18 protein-coding genes are annotated in these 17,557 nt (G+C 71.8%); 7 read left to right on the top strand and 11 right to left on the bottom strand.

What is annotated here, in order from left to right; translation table 11 throughout:
• The first annotated feature begins 45 nt into the window (after positions 1-45).
• Positions 46-243 (top strand): hypothetical protein, encoded by a 198-nt coding sequence (locus ACQF4J_RS38185; protein ID WP_351564606.1) that lies wholly within the window; start codon positions 46-48, stop codon positions 241-243.
• A gap of 64 nt (positions 244-307) precedes the next feature.
• Positions 308-619 carry a hypothetical protein gene (locus ACQF4J_RS38190; RefSeq protein WP_427167801.1) on the top strand — a complete coding sequence of 104 codons (312 nt, stop codon included), beginning with the start codon at positions 308-310 and terminating at the stop codon, positions 617-619.
• A 28-nt stretch (positions 620-647) separates the two neighbouring features.
• Here the strand turns inward: ACQF4J_RS38190 and ACQF4J_RS38195 are convergent, their stop codons facing one another.
• The 6 genes from ACQF4J_RS38195 to ACQF4J_RS38220 all read right to left on the bottom strand — a co-directional run bounded on the left by ACQF4J_RS38195 (position 648) and on the right by ACQF4J_RS38220 (position 7,796).
• Complete coding sequence (locus tag ACQF4J_RS38195; RefSeq protein ID WP_427167802.1) at positions 648-2,453, bottom strand: SulP family inorganic anion transporter; 1,806 nt, start codon at positions 2,451-2,453, stop codon at positions 648-650.
• Positions 2,454-2,479: 26 nt separating this feature from the next.
• A complete protein-coding gene (locus tag ACQF4J_RS38200; protein WP_427167804.1) occupies positions 2,480-5,221 on the bottom strand; it encodes a cation-translocating P-type ATPase in 2,742 nt (913 codons plus the stop codon).
• The gene (locus ACQF4J_RS38205; protein WP_351804578.1) at positions 5,218-6,186 is read right to left on the bottom strand and encodes a polyphosphate kinase 2 family protein; all 969 of its coding nucleotides are present in this window, start codon (positions 6,184-6,186) and stop codon (positions 5,218-5,220) included. Before ACQF4J_RS38205 ends, ACQF4J_RS38200 begins: the two co-directional genes overlap by 4 nt.
• Before the next feature lie 19 nt (positions 6,187-6,205).
• Positions 6,206-6,625 carry a DUF7144 family membrane protein gene (locus ACQF4J_RS38210; RefSeq protein WP_351564621.1) on the bottom strand — a complete coding sequence of 140 codons (420 nt, stop codon included), beginning with the start codon at positions 6,623-6,625 and terminating at the stop codon, positions 6,206-6,208.
• A 101-nt stretch (positions 6,626-6,726) separates the two neighbouring features.
• Entirely contained in the window at positions 6,727-7,176 is a 450-nt protein-coding gene (locus ACQF4J_RS38215) for an RDD family protein (protein WP_351564624.1), read from the bottom strand.
• On the bottom strand, positions 7,173-7,796 hold the full coding sequence (locus ACQF4J_RS38220) for a hypothetical protein (RefSeq protein ID WP_427167805.1): 624 nt from the start codon (positions 7,794-7,796) through the stop codon (positions 7,173-7,175). Before ACQF4J_RS38220 ends, ACQF4J_RS38215 begins: the two co-directional genes overlap by 4 nt.
• Positions 7,797-7,934: 138 nt before the next feature.
• On the opposite strand from ACQF4J_RS38220, the gene ACQF4J_RS38225 reads away from it, so the two are divergent.
• Positions 7,935-8,699, top strand: a complete 765-nt coding sequence (locus ACQF4J_RS38225; RefSeq protein ID WP_351564629.1) for an acyltransferase — start codon at positions 7,935-7,937, stop codon at positions 8,697-8,699.
• Between the two features lie 8 nt (positions 8,700-8,707).
• On the opposite strand, the gene ACQF4J_RS38230 is transcribed toward ACQF4J_RS38225, so the two are convergent.
• Positions 8,708-9,565, bottom strand: coding sequence for a DMT family transporter (locus ACQF4J_RS38230; protein WP_351564631.1), 858 nt, complete (start codon positions 9,563-9,565; stop codon positions 8,708-8,710).
• A 115-nt stretch (positions 9,566-9,680) separates the two neighbouring features.
• On the opposite strand from ACQF4J_RS38230, the gene ACQF4J_RS38235 reads away from it, so the two are divergent.
• Both ACQF4J_RS38235 and ACQF4J_RS38240 read left to right on the top strand, forming a co-directional pair.
• On the top strand, positions 9,681-10,253 hold the full coding sequence (locus ACQF4J_RS38235; RefSeq protein WP_351564633.1) for a helix-turn-helix domain-containing protein: 573 nt from the start codon (positions 9,681-9,683) through the stop codon (positions 10,251-10,253).
• A 22-nt stretch (positions 10,254-10,275) separates the two neighbouring features.
• Positions 10,276-10,833 (top strand): YbaK/EbsC family protein, encoded by a 558-nt coding sequence (locus ACQF4J_RS38240; RefSeq protein ID WP_351564635.1) that lies wholly within the window; start codon positions 10,276-10,278, stop codon positions 10,831-10,833.
• Between the two features lie 6 nt (positions 10,834-10,839).
• On the opposite strand, the gene ACQF4J_RS38245 is transcribed toward ACQF4J_RS38240, so the two are convergent.
• The 3 genes from ACQF4J_RS38245 to ACQF4J_RS38255 all read right to left on the bottom strand — a co-directional run bounded on the left by ACQF4J_RS38245 (position 10,840) and on the right by ACQF4J_RS38255 (position 13,985).
• Positions 10,840-12,060, bottom strand: a complete 1,221-nt coding sequence (locus ACQF4J_RS38245; protein ID WP_427167806.1) for a 4-hydroxybenzoate 3-monooxygenase — start codon at positions 12,058-12,060, stop codon at positions 10,840-10,842.
• Positions 12,061-12,115: 55 nt separating this feature from the next.
• The gene (locus ACQF4J_RS38250; RefSeq protein WP_427167807.1) at positions 12,116-12,523 is read right to left on the bottom strand and encodes a CoA-binding protein; all 408 of its coding nucleotides are present in this window, start codon (positions 12,521-12,523) and stop codon (positions 12,116-12,118) included.
• Between the two features lie 121 nt (positions 12,524-12,644).
• Positions 12,645-13,985, bottom strand: a complete 1,341-nt coding sequence (locus ACQF4J_RS38255) for a jacalin-like lectin (protein ID WP_427167808.1) — start codon at positions 13,983-13,985, stop codon at positions 12,645-12,647.
• A gap of 222 nt (positions 13,986-14,207) precedes the next feature.
• On the opposite strand from ACQF4J_RS38255, the gene ACQF4J_RS38260 reads away from it, so the two are divergent.
• Both ACQF4J_RS38260 and ACQF4J_RS38265 read left to right on the top strand, forming a co-directional pair.
• Positions 14,208-14,960 (top strand): hypothetical protein, encoded by a 753-nt coding sequence (locus ACQF4J_RS38260; protein ID WP_427167809.1) that lies wholly within the window; start codon positions 14,208-14,210, stop codon positions 14,958-14,960.
• Complete coding sequence (locus ACQF4J_RS38265) at positions 14,957-15,514, top strand: SixA phosphatase family protein (protein ID WP_351564648.1); 558 nt, start codon at positions 14,957-14,959, stop codon at positions 15,512-15,514. Before ACQF4J_RS38260 ends, ACQF4J_RS38265 begins: the two co-directional genes overlap by 4 nt.
• Before the next feature lies 1 nt (position 15,515).
• Here the strand turns inward: ACQF4J_RS38265 and ACQF4J_RS38270 are convergent, their stop codons facing one another.
• Positions 15,516-17,507: an amino acid transporter gene (locus ACQF4J_RS38270; protein ID WP_427167810.1), complete on the bottom strand. Its 1,992-nt coding sequence runs from the start codon at positions 17,505-17,507 to the stop codon at positions 15,516-15,518.
• Positions 17,508-17,557: the final 50 nt, after the last annotated feature.

Raw genomic sequence — 17,557 nt, forward strand, 5'->3', positions numbered from 1 at the left:
TCGGGCCCGCCGGCTCCCGGCTGTCCCTGGGGCGGCTTCGACTCGGTGTTCCGCGACCGGATCGCCGAAGCCGACGCGTTCTACGCGGAGTTGACCCCCGAGGGCGCGAGCGAGGACGAGGCGCGGGTGCTGCGGCAGGCCCTCGCCGGGATGCTGTGGACCAAGCAGTACTACCTGTTCGACCTGGAGACCTGGCTGAACGAACACGGCCTGGACCCGTTGAGCCTGCCACGCCCCCGATGAACGCCCTCGTCGTCCGGGCCCTGCTCAACCTCTACGGGTTCTACGGCGACGAGCTCACCGTCGAGTGCCCGACCGGCTCCGGCACCCGGATGACCCTGTTCGAGGTCGCCCGGGAGATCTCCGACCGCTCACCCGGCTCTTCCTGCGCGGCGAGGACGGGCGCCGGCCCGTCCACGGCGGACAGACCAAGTTCCAGCAGGATCCGCACCGGCGGGACCCGATCTCCTTCCACGCGTACTTCCACGGCGACAACGCCGGCATCGGGGCCGCCCACCAGGCCGGCTGGACCGGCCTGGTCGCCACCCTGATGACGGTCTTCGGCACCCTCACTCCCGGCGATTTGCGCACCGATCCCGCACGGAGCCCGAAGCGCTGACCGACGGGCCCGTCCGAGGAAGGGTGCGTCAGGTGCCGGCCGTGTTCTCGGGCGCCGCCGGGTGGGCCCAGTCGCCGGCCGGCGGGCTCGCCGCGGTACCCGTCGGGTGCCGGTCGTCGACGGGGGTCCACTCCACGCCCGTCCGCTCACGGTAGGCCGCGACGGCCGCCTCCACGGTCGGGAAGAAGTGAGCGGGGTCGATGGTGCGCGTCAGCTCGTAGCGCTCGATCTTGCGCCGCACCGGATCCTTGAGCTCGGCGAACACCAGGCTCGTGCCCCGCTCGTTGAGCACCTCGTCCAGCTCCTCCAGCTCGTCGGCCGCCGTGGTGTCCACGTCGGTGATCGGCTCGGCCGCCAGCACCACCCAGACGGGCGCCGGGTCCACGACGGCCAGCCGCATCACCTCGTGGCGGAAGGCCTTGGCGTTGGCGAAGAACAGGGGGCCGTCGAAACGGTGGATCACCAGGCCCGGCAGCTGCTCGGCCGCGGGGTAGGACCGCACGTCGTGGTAGCCCGGCAGCCCCGGCACCCGCCCCAGCACGGTGTTGTACGGCCACCACGCCCTGCGGAAGACGTTGAGGATCGACAGGCCGACGGCGACCGCGATGCCCGGGAGGACACCGAGCAGCGCCACGCCGAGGAATGCCGCGATCGACAGCATGAACTCCGCCCTGCGCTGCTTCCACAGGCGCGCGGTCCCGGGAAGGTCGGCCAGCGAGAGGGAGGCGGTGATGACCACCGCGGCCAGGGCCGGCTGGGGCAGATTGCGGAACAGCCCCGGCAGCAGGACGAGCATGAGAACGATCAGCCCCGCGCCGACGACGCCGGTGAGCTGGCTGCGGGCGCCGGCCCGCTCGGCCACGGCGGTGCGTGATCCGCTGGTGCTGACCGGGAACCCCTGGAACAGTCCGGCGGCCATGTTGGCCGCCCCGATCGCCGTCATCTCCTCGTTGCCGCGCACCTGTTGACCGGTGCGGGAGGCGAAGGCCGAGGCGTTGGAGATGGTGTCCGCCAGGGACACCACGGCGATGCCGAGGGCTCCGGCGCCCAGCGGGGCGAGATCGTCGAGGCGGACGTCGGGGAACGTCAACGGCGGGAATCCCCGTGGCAGTTCGCCGACCAGGCTCACCCCGTGTCCGCCCAGGTCGAAGGCCGAGGTCGCCGCGATGGACAGCACCACCATGACCAGGACGGCCGGCACCTTGGGCAGCCACCGTTGCAGCACCAGGATCAGCACGATCCCGGCGCCCCCCACGGCCACCGCGGCGGGCACGGCCTTGCCGTCGGCCAGCCCCCGGACGAAGGCGTCGAACTCGCGGATCAGCCCGTCGGCGTCCGTCTTGAAGCCGAACAGCTTGGGCAACTGGCCGATCAGGATGGTCAGCGCCAGCCCGTTCATATAGCCGATCATGGTGGGCTTGGAGATGAGATCCGCGATGAAGCCCAGTCGGCACACCCCGGCCAGGACCGTGATGGCGCCGACCATCAGCGCGAGCATCGAGGCGAGTGCCACCGCCCGCGCGCTGTCGCCGCCGGAGGCGATCAGGGGCACGAGCGTCGCCGCGATCATCGGACCCAGGGAGGAGTCCGGGCCGAGCACCAGGATGCGCGACGGCCCGAAGACGGCGTAGGCCAGCAGGCAGAGCACGGAGGTGTACAGACCGGTGATCGCGGGCAGTCCCGCCAACTCGGCGTAGGCCATGCCCTGCGGCACCAGCAGGGTGGTCAGCACCACTCCGGCGACGACGTCCTTGACCAGCCAGTCCCGCCGGTAGGCCAGGAGGATGCGCAGCCCCGGCGGGACGAAGCGGGCCCTGGTGTCGTCACCTGGCATGGCGGTCCTCCAAGGGCGTGGGCGGCTCAGCCGGACGGCAGGGGAGCCGTGGGCCGGCGCCTTCGGGAGATGCCCTTGGCCGCCTCCCACAGCCCGAGCAGGGCGAGGGCCGGCAGCAGCGCCCATCCGAACTGCCCCACGGTGAGGGGAGTGGTGCCCAGCAGCCGGTTGAAGACGTCCGTCTGGGTCGCCAGCACGGCGAGCACGAACTCGCCGAACACCGCCCGGTTCATCTGCCGGCTGTCGAAGGTCGAGGTCGTCAGCACCGTCTCGGTCTCGCTGCGGCATTCCAGGGCGGCCACGATCAGGCAGAACGCGAACGACGTGAACGCGATCGAGTTGCCGACGGCCGCGCTGTCGAAGCGCGTCTCACCGAGCTTGATCATCAACAGCAGGCCGATCGTGATCGCCAGTCCGGCCAGGCCCACCGTGACCATGAGACGGTTCGTCATCACCGGTTCGCCGCGCGGCCGGGGCCGCCGCTCCATCAGCCCGGGACTGACCCGGTCGAAGCCCAGGGCGAAGCCGAAGGCCGCGTTGACGAAGAAGTGGATCCACAGCACCTGGGGCGGCGTGAACGGCTCCCCTCCCGCGATGTCGAACAGCGTCGCGCCGAGGAAGGTCAGGACGAACACGACCAGTAGCACCAGGACGAAGCGGATGTACTTGGTGAGGTTGTCGTAGATCTTGCGGCCCTGCTCCACCGCGAAGACGATCGTGGCGAAGTTGTCGTCGGACAGGATCAGCCGTCCGGCGTTCTTGGCCACCTCGGTGCCCGAACCCATGGCGATCCCGATGTCGGCGGCCTTGATGGCGGGGGCGTCGTTCACCCCGTCCCCGGTCATCGCCACCACGTCACCCTTCTTCTTCAGGGTGTCCGCGAGCAGCACCTTGTGCTCGGGGGCGACCCGGCCGATCACGCCGATGCCGTCGATGCGCTCCAGCCGCTCCGCCTCGGAGAGGGCGGCGAAGTCGGACCCGAGGATCGCCTCGCCCTCGATGCCGACCTGTTCGGCGATGGCGGCGCCGGTGATGACGTCGTCGCCGGTCACCATGCGCACCCGGATGTTGGCCGCCTGGGCGCCCGCCACCGCCTGCTTCGACTCCTCGCGCGGTGGATCCTCCATGCCGACCAGGCTCGCCACCTGCAGGTCCTTCACGTGGGCGAGCAGATCGTCGGCCGAGAAGTCGGCCGGGTCCAGATCACGGACGGCGGCGGCCATCACGCGTCGGCCCGCCCGCTCCATCCGCTCCATCTGCGCGTGCGCCCGCTTGCCGAGATCGGCGTCCCAGGGGATGGGCACGCCGTCGGAGAGAGCGGTGGACGCGCGTCCCATCACCGCGGGCGCCGCGCCCTTGACGAAGCACCGGACGACGGGCCGGCCGCGGCTGTCGGTCGCCGTGTTGAAGGTGGCCATCAGCTTGTACGAGGGGTCGAACGGCAGGGTGGCCAGCCGCGGGAACCGCTCGCGCGTCGCCTCGACGTCGAGCCCCGCCTTGTGGCCCAGGACCAGCAGCGCGCCCTCGGTGGGATCGCCCACGACCTGGCCGTTCACCAGCTTGGCGTCGCTCGCGATCAGGTAGGGCAGGATCGCGTCCTCGATGTCGGGCGAGCGGCCGGCGGCGTGGTGCACCCTGCCCTCCAGGCCGTAGCCGGTGCCGGAGACGGTGTAGCGGTCGAAGGCGTCCACGACCTCCACGGCGGTCATCTGGTTCAGCGTCAGCGTGCCGGTCTTGTCGGAGTTGATCGCCGAGGTGAAGCCCAGCGTCTCCACCGACGGCAGGTCCTTCACGATCGCGTGCCGGTGTGCCAGGTCGAGTCCGCCGAGCGACAAAATCGTCTGGGTCACCGTGGGCAGGGCCTCGGGAACGGCCGCGATCGCCAGGGAGACTGCGCTGACGAACAGCGTGTCCCAGGCCTCGCCCCGGCTGCGTCCCAGGGCGAACATCACGATCATGGTCAGCCCGGCCGCGCCCGCGATCCACAGTGTCAGCCGGTCGAGCTCCCTGGTCAGCGGCGACTCCTCCCGAGGGGTGGCGGACAGCATCCCCGAGATCTTGCCCAGTTCGGTGCCGGACCCCGTCGCGGTGACGATCATGGTGCCGCTGCCGTGGGTGACGGGGGTGTTCATGAACGCCGTGTTGGTCCGGTCGCCGGGACTCAGCCCCTCGCCCCGCAGCACCTCGGTGTCCTTGGCGGCGGGTGTGCTCTCGCCGGTCAGTGCCGACTCGTCGATCTGCAGGGCGCTCGCCGCGACCAGCCGGCCGTCGGCGGGGACGTCGTCCCCGGCGGTGATCAGTACGACGTCCCCGGCCACCACCTGCTCGGCGGGGATCTCGGTCTCCGTGCCGTCCCGCCGGACCCGGGCGGTCGCCTGCATCATCGACTTCAGGGCGTTCATGGCGCTGGCCGCCTTGCCCTCCTGGCGCATCCCGATGACCGCGTTGAGCACGGTCAGCACCAGCAGGAGCACGGCCGTGGCCCACTCCTGGATCAGCAGCGACACGATCGCCGCGGCGACCAGGATCATCTGCATGTAGCTGCGGTACTGCTCGAGCACCCGCCGCCACAACGGCGGCGGCTGCTCCTCCGGCAGCGCGTTGGGGCCGTCCCGGGTCAGCCGCTCGGCCGCCTGCGCCGAGGTGAGGCCGACGGCCGGGTCCACGCCGAGCGCCACGGCCACCGCCTCGGCCGACCGCCCGTACCAGGTGCGGGCCGGCTCGGCGTCGTCGCGTCGCCCGTCCGTGGAGGAGATCGAGGAGGTCATCGCCGGTCACGTCCTTTCCGCTCGGCCGCGACCGACTCCGCGTACGGGTCGGCCGCCGCGCCGGGCGGTGCCGCGGCCACCAACTCCTCCTTCACCACGAACAGTTCGTGCCGGGCCTTCTCGCCGACCTCGGGGTACTGCGGATCGATGTCGATCAGGGTGTGGGCGAGCACCGCGGCCGCGCAGATGCGCGCGAACCACTTGTGGTCCGCGGGGACCACGTACCACGGGGCCCATTTCGTGCTGGTGGCGGAGAGCATGCGGGAGAACGCCCTCTGGTAGTCGTCCCACCAGGACCGCTCACGCGCGTCCGCGGCGGAGAACTTCCAGTTGCGCTCGGGCACGTCGATCCGTTTGAGGAACCGGGTGCGCTGCTCCTCCTTGGACAGGTTCAGGAACAGCTTGACGATCCTGAAGCCGTTGTCGTGCAGATAGCGCTCCCAGTCGTTGATCTCCCGGTAGCGCCGGCGCCACACGCCCTTGCGCTTGGCCCCCTCCGGGAGCCGCTGGCGGTCGAGGTGCTCCGGATGCACCCGGACCACCAGCACCTCCTCGTAGTGCGAGCGGTTGAAGATGCCGATCTCCCCGCGCCGGGGGAGCCGGCGGGCATACCGCCACAGGTAGTCGTGGTCGAGCTCCTCGCTGGAGGGCACCTTGAAGTTCGACACGTGGACGCCCTGCGGGTTCACCCCGCTCATGACGTGCCGGATCGTGCCGTCCTTGCCGCCGGCGTCCAGGGACTGCAGACACATCAGCACCCCGTATCTGCCTTCGGCGGCCAGCCGCCGCTGGTAGTCGGCGAGCAGCGTGACACCGGTACGCAGCAGCTCCTGCCCGTCCTTCTTGCTGCTGATGCCGGCCTTGAAGCCGGGATCGAAGTCGATGGACAGGTCCACCTCCGACCCCGGCTTCACCCGCAGAGGGGCGATGAAGTCGGCGATCCGCTCGGCTCGTTCGTCCGACATGCGCCACCGTCCTCGGCTCTCAGTACTCGCGGTCCCGCTCCACCACGCACAGGCCCCAGATGGTGAAGCCGTACAGCGCGATCATGGTCATCGACCAGAACGGGTAGTACGGGAGCGACAGGAAGTTGGCGATGATCAGCAGCGAGGCGATGGCGACGCCCATCACCCGCGCCCAGGTCGCCGTCATGGCCAGTCCGATGCCGACGCCTACGGCGATCACGCCGAGGGCCAGATGGATCCAGCCCCAGCTGGTCAGGTCGAACTGGAACACGTAGTTGCGGGTGTTGACGAAGACGTCGTCGTTCGCGATCGCCATGATGCCGCGGAAGACGTCGAGGATGCCGCACATGATCAGCATCACGCAGGCGAAGGCCGTCAGGCCGCTCGCCGCGGCCAGGGCGCCTTCCGAGCGGTGGTGTTTCGGGGTCGTCGTGGCCATGGCTGGACCTCCGTCCCGGGGGCCGCCGGCGGCGGCCCTTTACACGATTCCTACTCCGGGTGCCGGGACCGCCGCGTCACCTCGCACGGGTGAGGGCGGCGTCAGAACCGGTGGTAGCGGACCGAGGTGGCCACGGCCAGGTCCTGGAGCGACGCGCGGCGCCGGCTGAAGGGGATCCAGAACAGCCCGACGGGGAACACCAGGTACAGCGCGGCCCGCAGCAACGCCCGCGGGACGCCGAGCAGCCGCCCGCCGCGGCCGGTGACCCGCAGCCCCATCAGCCGATCGCCCACGGTCCCTCCGGTCGAGGCCCAGCTGACGGCCAGGTACAGCACGGCGAGGATCCAGCCGGCCACGCCCGTCAGCCAGTCGGCGAGGTCGGGCATGCGGAACGGCGGCCCGGTGACGAGCAGCCGGAACCCGGCGTACACGAACTGCGCGGCCAGGCCGATGCCGGCCACCACCAGCACGTCCACCAGGGCGGCCAGGCACCGGGTGACGACGCCCGCGACATCGCCGTACGGGCTGCGGTCCCGGCTCTCCCGGCTCATGGCGCCGGTCCGAGCGACCCCCCGTGGCCGTCGGCCCGCGCCGTCTCCGGCACGGGTCTGTGCAGCAACCGGTCGGCGACGCGGTTGACCATCCGGTCGGCCCGCGCGCTCCGCAGCCGCAACGCGTCGACCGTCTCGTCGGCCATCCCCCCGCTGGTCTCCCGCACGATCCGGCCCAGGTCGATCTCCTCGAGCACGGCTCTGGTGAGCGTCACCAGGTCGACCCGGCCGATCACGCCGTCGACGTCCAGGCGCGCGGCGATCCGGTCGACGTCGACCCGCGCCGCGATGCGGTCCACGTCGATCCGCCCCGCGACCTCCTCCACGTCCAGCCGCGCCGCCACCCGGTTCACGTCGATCCGGTCGGCGATCCGGTCGACGTCGACCTGGTCCGCGAGCGCGTCGACGTCGACGCGGCCGGCGACCCGCATCACGTCCACCCGGTCGGCGACCCGGTTCACGTCGAGGCGGGCGGCCAGGTCGTCGAGGTCGAGACGGTCGATCACGGCGGCCGTCACCGTCCGGATCAGCCGGTCCGTCACATAGTCCGCGGTGGACAGTCCGAGCCGCGCCACGCGCTCGATCGTGCGGCGGGGGTCGAGGAGACGGAGCAGGGTCACCCGGTCATCGCATCACCGCCCCGGCACGGCCGCCTCATCCGCTACGGGTGAACCGCGCGAGCGGACCGTGCCCGGGTAGGGCGAAGATCACAGGACCACGACCTCATGCGCGCACGGAGCGCTGAGTACGGTGACTCCGTGCCGAAGAGCAAGAACACGTTCTCATCCTGGCGGCGTCGCCTCACACAGCGCGTCGTCCACGCGGGCTGGGCCTGGGTGCAGCGCACGGGCTCGGTGACGGCCGAGAGCCCCGGCCGCTTCCGCTTCGGCTCGATCGGCGCCCACACCCGCCTGGCCTTCCCGCTCGGCACGGTCTTCGGCGAACCCTGGATCCACCTGGGCTCCCACTGCATCGTCGGCGAACAGGTCACGCTCACCGCCGGCCTCATGCCCGACCTAGACCTCGGCCCCGAGCCGATCCTGCGCATGGGCGACGGCGTGGTCCTGGGCCGCGGCAGCCACGTCATCGCCGACACGACGGTCACCATCGGCAGCGACTGCTACTTCGGGCCGTATGTGTACGTGACGTCGACGAACCACTCGTACGACGATCCGCACGAGCCCATCGGCAAGCAGTGGCCGCGCATGGAGCCCGTGGAGATCGGGCCGGGCTGCTGGATCGGCACCGGCGCGGTGATCCTGCCGGGCGCGCGGATCGGACGGAACGTCGTCGTGGCCGCGGGGGCGGTCGTGCGGGGTGTGGTGCCGGACCACGCCGTGGTCGCCGGGGCGCCCGCCCGGGTCGTACGACGCTGGACGGCCGCCGAGGGCTGGCAGCCGCCGCTGAGGACGCCGGCGCCGGTGCCGCTGCCCGACGACATCACGCCCGAGCAGCTGCGCGCGCTCTCGGCGCTGGACGAGGAGACGGCGGCGAGGCTCGCCGAACTCGACGCCGACGCCTGACGATCGGCTCAGCCCGTCGCCAGCAGGAGCGTGCCGACCAGGGCGAGGCCGGCGCCCGCCGCCTGCACGCCCCGCAGGCGTTCGCGCAGCACCCCGCGCGCGGCCAGGGCGGTCACCACCGGGTAGAGCGAGGCGAGTACGGCGGCCACGGTGACGGGGCCGTGCTGGGCGGCGACCGAGTAGGTGCCGTTCGCGGCGACGTCCGCGAGTCCGACGAAGCCGAGGGCCGGCAGGGAGGCCCAGGGGAAGCGGCCACCGGGAAGGGCCTTGGCGCCCCGCTTCACGGAGACGTACAGGGCGACGCCGCCCGCGGCCACGTTCGTCAGCCGCTGCACGAAGAGGGCGAGGAACAGGCCGGTGACCGTCGTGGAGGCCTCCGCGATCAGCGCGAACACCGCGCCGAAGCCAAGTGCCGCGATCAGGGTGAGCACGATGGCCTGCCGCTGCACGGCCGCGCCCCCGCGCTGGGGGCCGCCCGCCAGGACGACCCCGGCGACGGCCACCGCGATCCCCGCGACCTGCACCAGGCCGGGACGCTCGCCGAGGATGAGGCCCACCCCGACCGGTACCGCCACGCTCAGGGTGGCCAGCGGGGAGACGACGCCCATGGGGCCCAGGGCGAGGGCCTTGTAGAAGGCGATCATCGCCACCGGGCCGGCCAGGCCCGCCGCGAACGCGAACCACAGCCGCGGGCCGGCCTCGCTCCAGCCGCCCGTGGCCGCCACGATCGCGCCGAGCACGGCGGCGGCGATCGTCTGCGAGACGACGACCACGGTGAGAGCGGGCAGACGCCGCGTCAGCAGACCGCCGCCGAAGTCGGCCAGGCCCCACAGCAGGCTGGTGGCCAGGGCGAAGAGTGCTGTCACGGTCGGCCTCGCAGTACAGTTCGGTGAACGATCGGGTGCACCCCACCGTAGTTCAATGGAGTGAACCCTGTCATCCAGAATATTGACCTCGACCGGCAAGGGCATTGGACGGAACGTGTCGGATCTCGATCTGCTGACCCAGTCCCTCGCGCGCAACGTCAAGCGCTGGCGCAACGAGCGCGGCTTCACGCTGGACACCCTCGCCGCCCGCGCCGGGGTCAGCCGCGGAATGCTCATCCAGATCGAGCAGGCCCGCACCAACCCGAGCATCGGCACGGTCGTCAAGATCGGCGACGCGCTCGGGGTGAGCGTCACCACGCTGCTCGACTACGAACAGGGCCCGAAGGTCCGCATCGTCCCCGCCGACCAGGCGGTACGGCTGTGGCACACCGACGCGGGCAGCTACAGCCGACTGCTCGTGGGTACCGAGGCGCCCGGCCCGCTCGAGATGTGGGAGTGGCGGCTGATGCCGGGCGAGGGCAGCGCCTCGGATCCGCACCCCGTCGGCACGGTCGAGCTGGCCCATGTGACCGAGGGCGAGCTGACCGTCACCGTCGACGGCGCCGAACACCGTGTCCCGGCCGGAGCCAGCGTCACCTTCGAGGCGAACGCCCCGCACCGCTACGGCAACACCGGAACCGCCCCGGTGGAGTTCGTGCTCACCGTCTCCGTCCCGCCGGTGCGCTGAGCACTGCTGTTAGCGTGCGGTCATGGACGCACCCATCGGACACTTCGACACCGCGCTGCCCGCCCCCGACGCCCTCGACGAGCTGACCGGCCCGGTCGCCGACGCCGTACGCCACTGGCGTGGCAGCGTCCCGGCGGAGCAGATCGTGTACGTCGACACCGACCCGCAGTGGGCCGACACCGCCGTCTTCGTGGAGCACTACGGCCAGGAGCTGCTGGAGCGGTCGGCGAACTGCGTCGTGGTGGCGGGCAAGCGCGGGGGCGAGACGACCCTGGCCGCGTGTGTGGTGCTCTCCACCACCAGGGCCGACGTCAACGGTGTGGTGCGGCGTCAACTCGGCGCCCGCAAGGCCTCCTTCGCGGCCATGGACGTCGCGACGGGGGAGACCGGCATGGAGTACGGCGGCATCACCCCGATCGGGCTCCCCGAGACCTGGCCCGTGCTGGTGGACTCGGCCGTCGTCGACCTGCCGTACGTACTGGTGGGCAGCGGACGCCGGCGCGGCAAGCTGCTGGTGCCGGGCAAGGCGTTCGCGGAGCTGCCGGGAGCGGTGGTGCTGGAGGGCCTGGGCGTGGCCTGACCGGCGTCAGGACGCCGGGCTCCGCCCCAGGTACTGCTCGGCGAACGAGGCCGCGGCGGCGGGCGACTCGAAGAGGCGGCGCAGCCGGGCCAGGGTGGTTCCCGCTCGGTAGGCGTCACCGCAGGACGCGCCGTGGTACACCTCCGACAGCCACTGCGAGAACTCCTGGTAGTCCCACACCCGGCCGAGGCAGGCCGCGGAGTAGCCGTCCAGCCCGGCCTCGTCGCCCTTGGTGAGGTACGCGACGAGACCGTCGCCCAGCAGGAACGCGTCGTGCAGGGCGAGGTTCATGCCCTTCGCCGCGATGGGGGCGGTGAGGTGGGCCGCGTCCCCGGCCAGGAACAGCCGGCCGAACACCATCGGTTCGACCACGTAGTTGTGCATGTCCAGGACGCGCTTCTCGATCAGCCTGCCCTCGGTGAGCGGTGGCCGGTCGGCGGCGCCCAGGCGTTCCTGCAGCTCGGCCCAGACCCTTTCGTGCGACCAGTTCTCCGGGGCGTCGCCGGGCGGGCACTGGAGGTAGTAGCGGGTGACCTCCGGGCTGCGGGCCATGTGCCCGGCGAAACCGCGCGGATGGACGCCGAACACCACGCAGTCGCTGGACGGCGGCGCCTCGGCGAGCAGCGCCAGCCAGCCGACGCCGTAGTCGTGCCGGGCGATCCGGGCGCCCTGCGGCAGCACGGTACGTGTCACTCCGCGCGCCCCGTCGCAGCCCGCGACGAAGTCGCAGTGCACGAGGTGCCGTTCGCCCGTGGCGGGGTCCGTGTACGACACCGCCGGGCGGTCCGAGTCCAGCCCGTGCAGCTGTACGTCCCGCACGCCGAACCGTATGGCGCCGCCGCGCACGTCGGCGTACTCGCGCACGAGGTCGGTCACCAGCAACGGCTGCGGATAGACGTAGTGGTGATGCCTCGTCAGTTCGTGGTAGTCCAGCCGGTACCGTTCGTCGCCGAACCGGAACTCGCACGCGGTGTGCAGCTGCGCGCGCTCCAACAGGCCCTCCGCCAGGCCCCGTTGCTCCAGCCCGCGCACCGCCCACTCCTCCAGCACGCCGGCCCGGGGCCGCCGCTCGATGAACTCGCGCGACTCCGTCTCCAGGACCAGGCAGTCGACCGAGGCGGCCCGCAGGATGTTCCCGACGGTGAGGCCTGCGGGTCCCGCGCCCACGATCACGACCGGGAAGCGGTGCGCGGACGGGGGCTCGGCGCGGGGTGCGAGGGAGGTCACCCGAGCATTATGACGGTGGACTGTCAGTGGGCAGCGGTGTTCGGACCGGCCCCCGTCAGCCGAGCCGCGGGATCTCGATGGCGGGGCAGCGGTCCATGACCATGTCGAGACCGGCGGCGCGGGTGCGCTCGTACGCGGCCTCGTCGACGACGCCGAGCTGGAACCAGACGGCCTTGGCGCCGATGGCGGCCGCCTCGTCGGCGACCCGTCCGGCGAGGTCGCTGTTGACGAAGACATCGACGACGTCGACGTCGAAGGGGATGTCGGCGAGCGAGGCGTACCCCGGCTCGCCGTGCACCGTCTCCGCCTTGGGGTGCACGGGCACGATGCGCTTGCCGTAGCGCCGCAGTACGTCGGCGACGCCGTGGGCGGCCCGCCTCTCGTTCGTCGACAGGCCCACGATCGCCCAGGTGTCGCCGAGCTCCGTGAGGATCTTGCGGACTGTTGCCGGGTCGCCGTACACGCTCGGTCTCCTCGTCAATCTTCGAAAGCTTGCGAAGCCGACAACAGAGCGAGGGGCGCGATGATTCCGCTGCCGGGCGGTGGGAGCGTGGCCCGGCGCGCGGGCCACGCTCACCGCGAGCCTACCGCTGGGTGTAGATGAAGCCGATCTTGTCGACCGCGTCGCCGGAGCGTCCGTGGAAGCCCGCGATCTGCCAGCCGCTCGGGGCGGTGCGGGTCACGCAGTCGGAGGTCGTGGTGCCGCCGGCCAGGGTGCGGCCGAGGTTGGTCGTGTACTTGGCGTAGAAGATCCGCGTGTGGCCGTTGTACTGGTCCTGGCAGAGGTGGGCCGAGGTGACGTACTCACCGCTGCCGAGGGTGAGGGAGGCCGCGGTGCCGCCGGTCCCGCCGTGGGCGAGCGTGGTGCCGTTGGCCAGGGTGAGGCTCATCTGGTCGACGCGGCTGCCGCTGCGCAGCGCGACGGTGGTGGCGCGGGCGCCGGCCGGCACGCTGTCGATGTCGTTGTAGTAGTCGCCGTGCGGGCCGCCGAACTGGTCGCTGAGCTGGAAGGCGGAGTTGCGCGACCAGGTGAAGCCGACGGTGATCGGGTCGTGGTCGGAGAGCATCAGCCCGGCGTCGGTGAGGAACTTGGCGTGCTCGTTGTTGTACGACGTCGCGTTCAGGGAGACGAGCTTGCTGCCGCGGTAGAGGACCTTGTCGACGACCTCGCAGGTGTTGGGCACGGTGGCCCCGGACTGGTCGCAGACCAGCGCGTCGCTGCCCTTGGCGGGCGGGGTGCCGCCCCGTACGAGCTGCACCCAGGCGTCCGTGAGCCCGTTGGCGGAGGCGAACTCGGCGATGGTGTCGGCGGAACGGGTGTAGCGGGTGTTGGTGTCGCCCATGACCACGACGGCGTTGCCCGCCGAGTGGGCCTTGATGAAGGCGGTGAGCTGGTTGAGGTTGTCGGCGCGGGAGGCCTCGTCGCCGTCGTTGGTGCCCGCGTTGGTGTGCAGGTTGTAGAAGTCGACGTAGACGCCCTCGGCCAGGCGCTCGCGCATGAAGGTGAAGCCCTTGGGGGTCAGGCAGTCACCCGAGTCGACCTGGCAGGAGTTCCAGTGGACGCGCTCGAAGTCGTCGGTGTCGTACGGGATTTTGGACAGGGTGTTGAGGCCGCTGCCGATGCCGGCGCCGCCGCTGGTGGGGGTGCGGTAGGCGTGCGCGGTGTCGGCGGCGTAGAGGTACGCGTGATAGTTGAAGTCCTCCTCGACGTGGACGATGTCGTAGGGGGCGATGCGCTGGCCGATGGCGGTGGTGCTGGTGTCGCGCGGCGTGGAGGCGCTGGAGAGGCTTTCGGGCAGGCCCGCCACGTTGTAGCTGAGGACGCTGAACGAACCGGGGTCCGCGGCGGCCGCGGAGGGAGCGGCTGCGGTGAGCCCGCCGAGCGTGGCGGCTGCCACGGCCAGGCAGGCGATGAGTCTGCGCATGGGGTGTGTCTCCTGTGGAGGGAAAGCGGTTGCGGTGAGGAGCGTGACAGAAGTTACCGCCGGTTACCCGAGGCCTGTCGAGTGTTTGGACGCTCTTTCACAGGAGTTGCCCGCCGTACACGGTCGGTTCGGACGACAGCGGAGGACGAAAGCGGAGGACGACGTGGCGAATGGGGCCCGCGTACGGTCGTTTGCCGCCGCCTTGTCCGGAATCCGCGCCGGATGACTGCGCCCGGCCGTTCCGCCGCCTACGCTCACCCCGTGCTGCGCATCACCGACGCCCGAACCGGCGAGTCCGTCGAGGCCGCTCCCGCCCGCCGGGGCCTGACCCGGGTCGAGGCCCATACGACAGGGGCCGACACCGGCGCCCTGCGTGTCCTGCTCGTCGCCGATCTGCTCGTGCGAGCCCTGGAACTCGGCGGCACCCCCGTGTGGTCCGTGCTGACCTGCGAGCGAGAGCGGGCCGAGTTGCAGGCCGGTGCCGCCGCGCTGGGCATCCGCCCCTTCGAGGACAGCCGGGACGTGGGCTCCGGGCTCGGCGAGGCGCAGGTCATCCACGTCGTGGCCGAGGCGGCCGCGATGCCGGACGGGCCCACGGTCGCCGTCGCCCCGGTCCACGGCACCGGCGAGGGCGCCGACCCCACCGCCCTGCGCCTCGCCCTGCTCGCCCGGGACCGCACCGCGCCGGCCGCCCTCGACACGGCAGTCCTCGACGAGGCCCGCGCCCTTCTCGCCCGATGGCGCGGCCGCGTCGCCGCCTGGGCACGGCAGCCGTCCCGGCCCATCCCGGACGAGGCCCGGGCCCGGCTGCGCGCCGCGTGGGAGGACGACCTGGACGCGCCCGCCGTGCTCGACACCCTGACCTGGGTGGAGACCTCGCCCGACCTGCCGGACGGCGCCCGCTTCGAGACGTACGCCTACGCCGACCGGCTCCTCGGCCTCGAGCTCACGCGCGACCTGGGAGCCCCGGCGTGATCGCGCGCATGGGCGCGGGGCCGCTGCGCCGGCTGGTCGTGCTGCGGCACGCCAAGTCCGCCTGGCCGGCGGGCGTCCCCGACCACGAACGGCCCCTCGCACCGCGCGGCCGCCGGGACGCCCCGGCCGCGGGGCGCGCCCTCGCCGAGGCCGACTGCCTGCCCGACCTCGCCCTGTGCTCCACCGCCGTACGCGCCCGTCAGACCTGGGAACTGGCCTCGGCCCAGTGGGGCACGCCCCCGCCGGTGCGGCATGACGCCAGGCTGTACGCCGCCGAGCCGGCCGACCTGCTGGACGCCGTGCACGAGGTGTCCCCGGAGGTCGAGACGCTGCTGCTGATCGGGCACAACCCCGCACTGGAGGAACTCGTCCTGGAACTCGCAGGGGACGGCCTCGACGACGCCCTGGACGAGGTGCGCACGAAGTTCCCGACCTCGGCGATCGCCGTCCTGGCCTGGCACGGCGCCACCTGGCGCGCGCTCGCCCCGGGCACGGCGCTGCTGACGAGCATGATCGTGCCCCGGGGGAAGAAGAAGGGCCACGGGAGGGGCTGAGTCAGCCCACGCGCACGTGCGGTCGTCGCTGCGGATCCGGCTCGGCGCGCCTGAGCACCTCCCGGGTCACGGGGGCGACCTCGCCGTCCCCGAACACCAGGAACCGGATCAGATGGCTGACGGGGCCGCCCTCCGTCCAGCTGAAGTAGGCGCTGGGCACCTCGCCGGTGCGGTCGCGCAGCTCCAGCAGTACGGCCGCGATCGTGTTGGGCACGGTCGGGCCCTGCACGCGCAGCCTGCGCACGCCGTGCTTCTCGTCGCCGTGCACGGTGATGTCCGACGTGAAGTCGGAGGAGTCGCGCACGAAGACCTCCAGGAACAGCAGCGGGCCGCCCTCCGGGATGTGCGTGTGGGCCCGCTGGTCGTACTCCTTGGCGCGGTACTCCCGGGTGCTGTGCTCCTGCGGCTCGTTCGCGATCAGCCGGAGCGGACCACTGCGCGCGGCCTCCTCGACGAACCGGGCCGCCGTCTCGTCGAACGTCACCGCGGCGGCACGCAGTTCGAACGCTCGGTGCACCCGCGAGCCGAACGACGTCACCAGGATCGCCACGATGAAGATCAGCGCGATCTTGAGGCCGTCCGGCCGTTCGATGACGTTCGTGACCAGGGTGTACGCGAACACTGCCGTGATCAGCCCGAAGCCCGCCGTCGCCGCCCGGTGGCCGCGCCGGTGCACGGCGACCGCCGAGGCGAACGACGCGGACAGCATCAGCACCAGCACACCGGTGGCGTACGCGCCGCTCTGCGCGTCCACGTTCGCGTCGAACCACAGCGTGATGCCCACGGCGGCCACCATGAAGACCAGCACCAGCGGCCGCACGGCCCGCGTCCACTCGGGCGCCATGCCGTAGCGCGGCAGATAGCGCGGCACGAGGTTCAGCAGACCGGCCAGCGCGGAGGCCCCCGCGAACCACAGGATCGCGATCGTCGACATGTCGTATGCCGTGCCGAACGCCTGGCCGAGGTGCTCGTGCGCGAGGTAGGCGAGCGCGCGCCCGTTCGCCGGACCGCCGCTCCTGAAGTCCTTCTGCGGGATCAGGATCGTCGTCGCCAGACTGGACAGCAGCAGGAAGCAGCTCATGATCACGGCGGCCGTGGTGAGCAGCCTGCGGGTCTCCCGGATGCGGCCGGACGGCTGCGCGTAGGTGTCCGCCGGATCGCCCTCGACCTGCGGCATCACCGCGACACCGGTCTCGAAGCCGGACATGCCGAGCGCCAGTTTCGGGAACACCAGCAGCGCCACGCCGATCATCGCGAGCGGCGAGGAGTGCGCGGCGGTCAGCGCGTCGGTCCAGTTCCCGATCCGCACCGGGTGGCTGAGCACCTCCCAGGCGGACACGGCCAGGACGACCACGTTGAGGGCCAGATAGGTCCCCACGAGAACCACGGCGATCCCGACGGCCTCCCGGAACCCCTTGAGGAACACCGCGCCCAGCGCACCGACGAGGGCCAGCGTGATCCAGAGGTTGCCGCCCTCCGACCAGTGCGGGGCGAAAGGGTTCTCCACGACGTGCGCGGCGGCGTCCGCGGCCGACAGCGTGATCGTGATCAGGAAGTCGGTCGCCGCGAAGCCCAGCAGGACCAGGACGAAGATCTTCCCCGACCACCACGACAGCAGCCGCTCCAGCATGGCGATCGACCCCTCGCCGTGCGGGCTCTCGTGCGCGACCCGCCGGTAGACCGGCAGCGCGCCCAGCAGCGTCAGCGCGACCAGCACCAGCGTCGCGACCGGCGAGAGGAGACCGGCGGCGAGCGCCGCGATGCCCGGCTGGTAGCCGAGCGTGGAGAAGTAGTCGACACCCGTGAGACACATCACCCGCCACCACTTGTGGCCCTCGTGCTCGGGGCGCGGCGTCGCGTGCGGGCCGGGGTGCCGTGCCGACTGCTCGCTCAGCCCCTCCAACAGCCAAGCCCGGAAGCGGGCCCCGGCGGTGGAGGACGCGGAATCGCCGGGATCGGTGGTGCCGGGGCTGTCCACCTCGGTGCCGGTCATGCGGTGTTCTCCCAGTGCGCGGTCATGGCCTCGGGGGGCCGTGCGGACGA

This window comes from Streptomyces sp. C1-1 (assembly GCF_050214755.1).
Lineage (GTDB): Bacteria > Actinomycetota > Actinomycetes > Streptomycetales > Streptomycetaceae > Streptomyces.

What these genes read in the sequence shown, in the direction of transcription:
- ACQF4J_RS38195 (WP_427167802.1), bottom strand. Translation starts at nt 2,453, where the DNA reads ATGCCAGGTGACGACACCAGGGCCCGCTTCGTCCCGCCGGGGCTGCGC.
- ACQF4J_RS38200 (WP_427167804.1), bottom strand. Translation starts at nt 5,221, where the DNA reads ATGACCTCCTCGATCTCCTCCACGGACGGGCGACGCGACGACGCCGAG.
- ACQF4J_RS38205 (WP_351804578.1), bottom strand. Translation starts at nt 6,186, where the DNA reads ATGTCGGACGAACGAGCCGAGCGGATCGCCGACTTCATCGCCCCTCTG.
- ACQF4J_RS38210 (WP_351564621.1), bottom strand. Translation starts at nt 6,625, where the DNA reads ATGGCCACGACGACCCCGAAACACCACCGCTCGGAAGGCGCCCTGGCC.
- ACQF4J_RS38215 (WP_351564624.1), bottom strand. Translation starts at nt 7,176, where the DNA reads ATGAGCCGGGAGAGCCGGGACCGCAGCCCGTACGGCGATGTCGCGGGC.
- ACQF4J_RS38240 (WP_351564635.1), top strand. Translation starts at nt 10,276, where the DNA reads ATGGACGCACCCATCGGACACTTCGACACCGCGCTGCCCGCCCCCGAC.
- ACQF4J_RS38255 (WP_427167808.1), bottom strand. Translation starts at nt 13,985, where the DNA reads ATGCGCAGACTCATCGCCTGCCTGGCCGTGGCAGCCGCCACGCTCGGC.
- ACQF4J_RS38260 (WP_427167809.1), top strand. Translation starts at nt 14,208, where the DNA reads ATGACTGCGCCCGGCCGTTCCGCCGCCTACGCTCACCCCGTGCTGCGC.
- ACQF4J_RS38270 (WP_427167810.1), bottom strand. Translation starts at nt 17,507, where the DNA reads ATGACCGGCACCGAGGTGGACAGCCCCGGCACCACCGATCCCGGCGAT.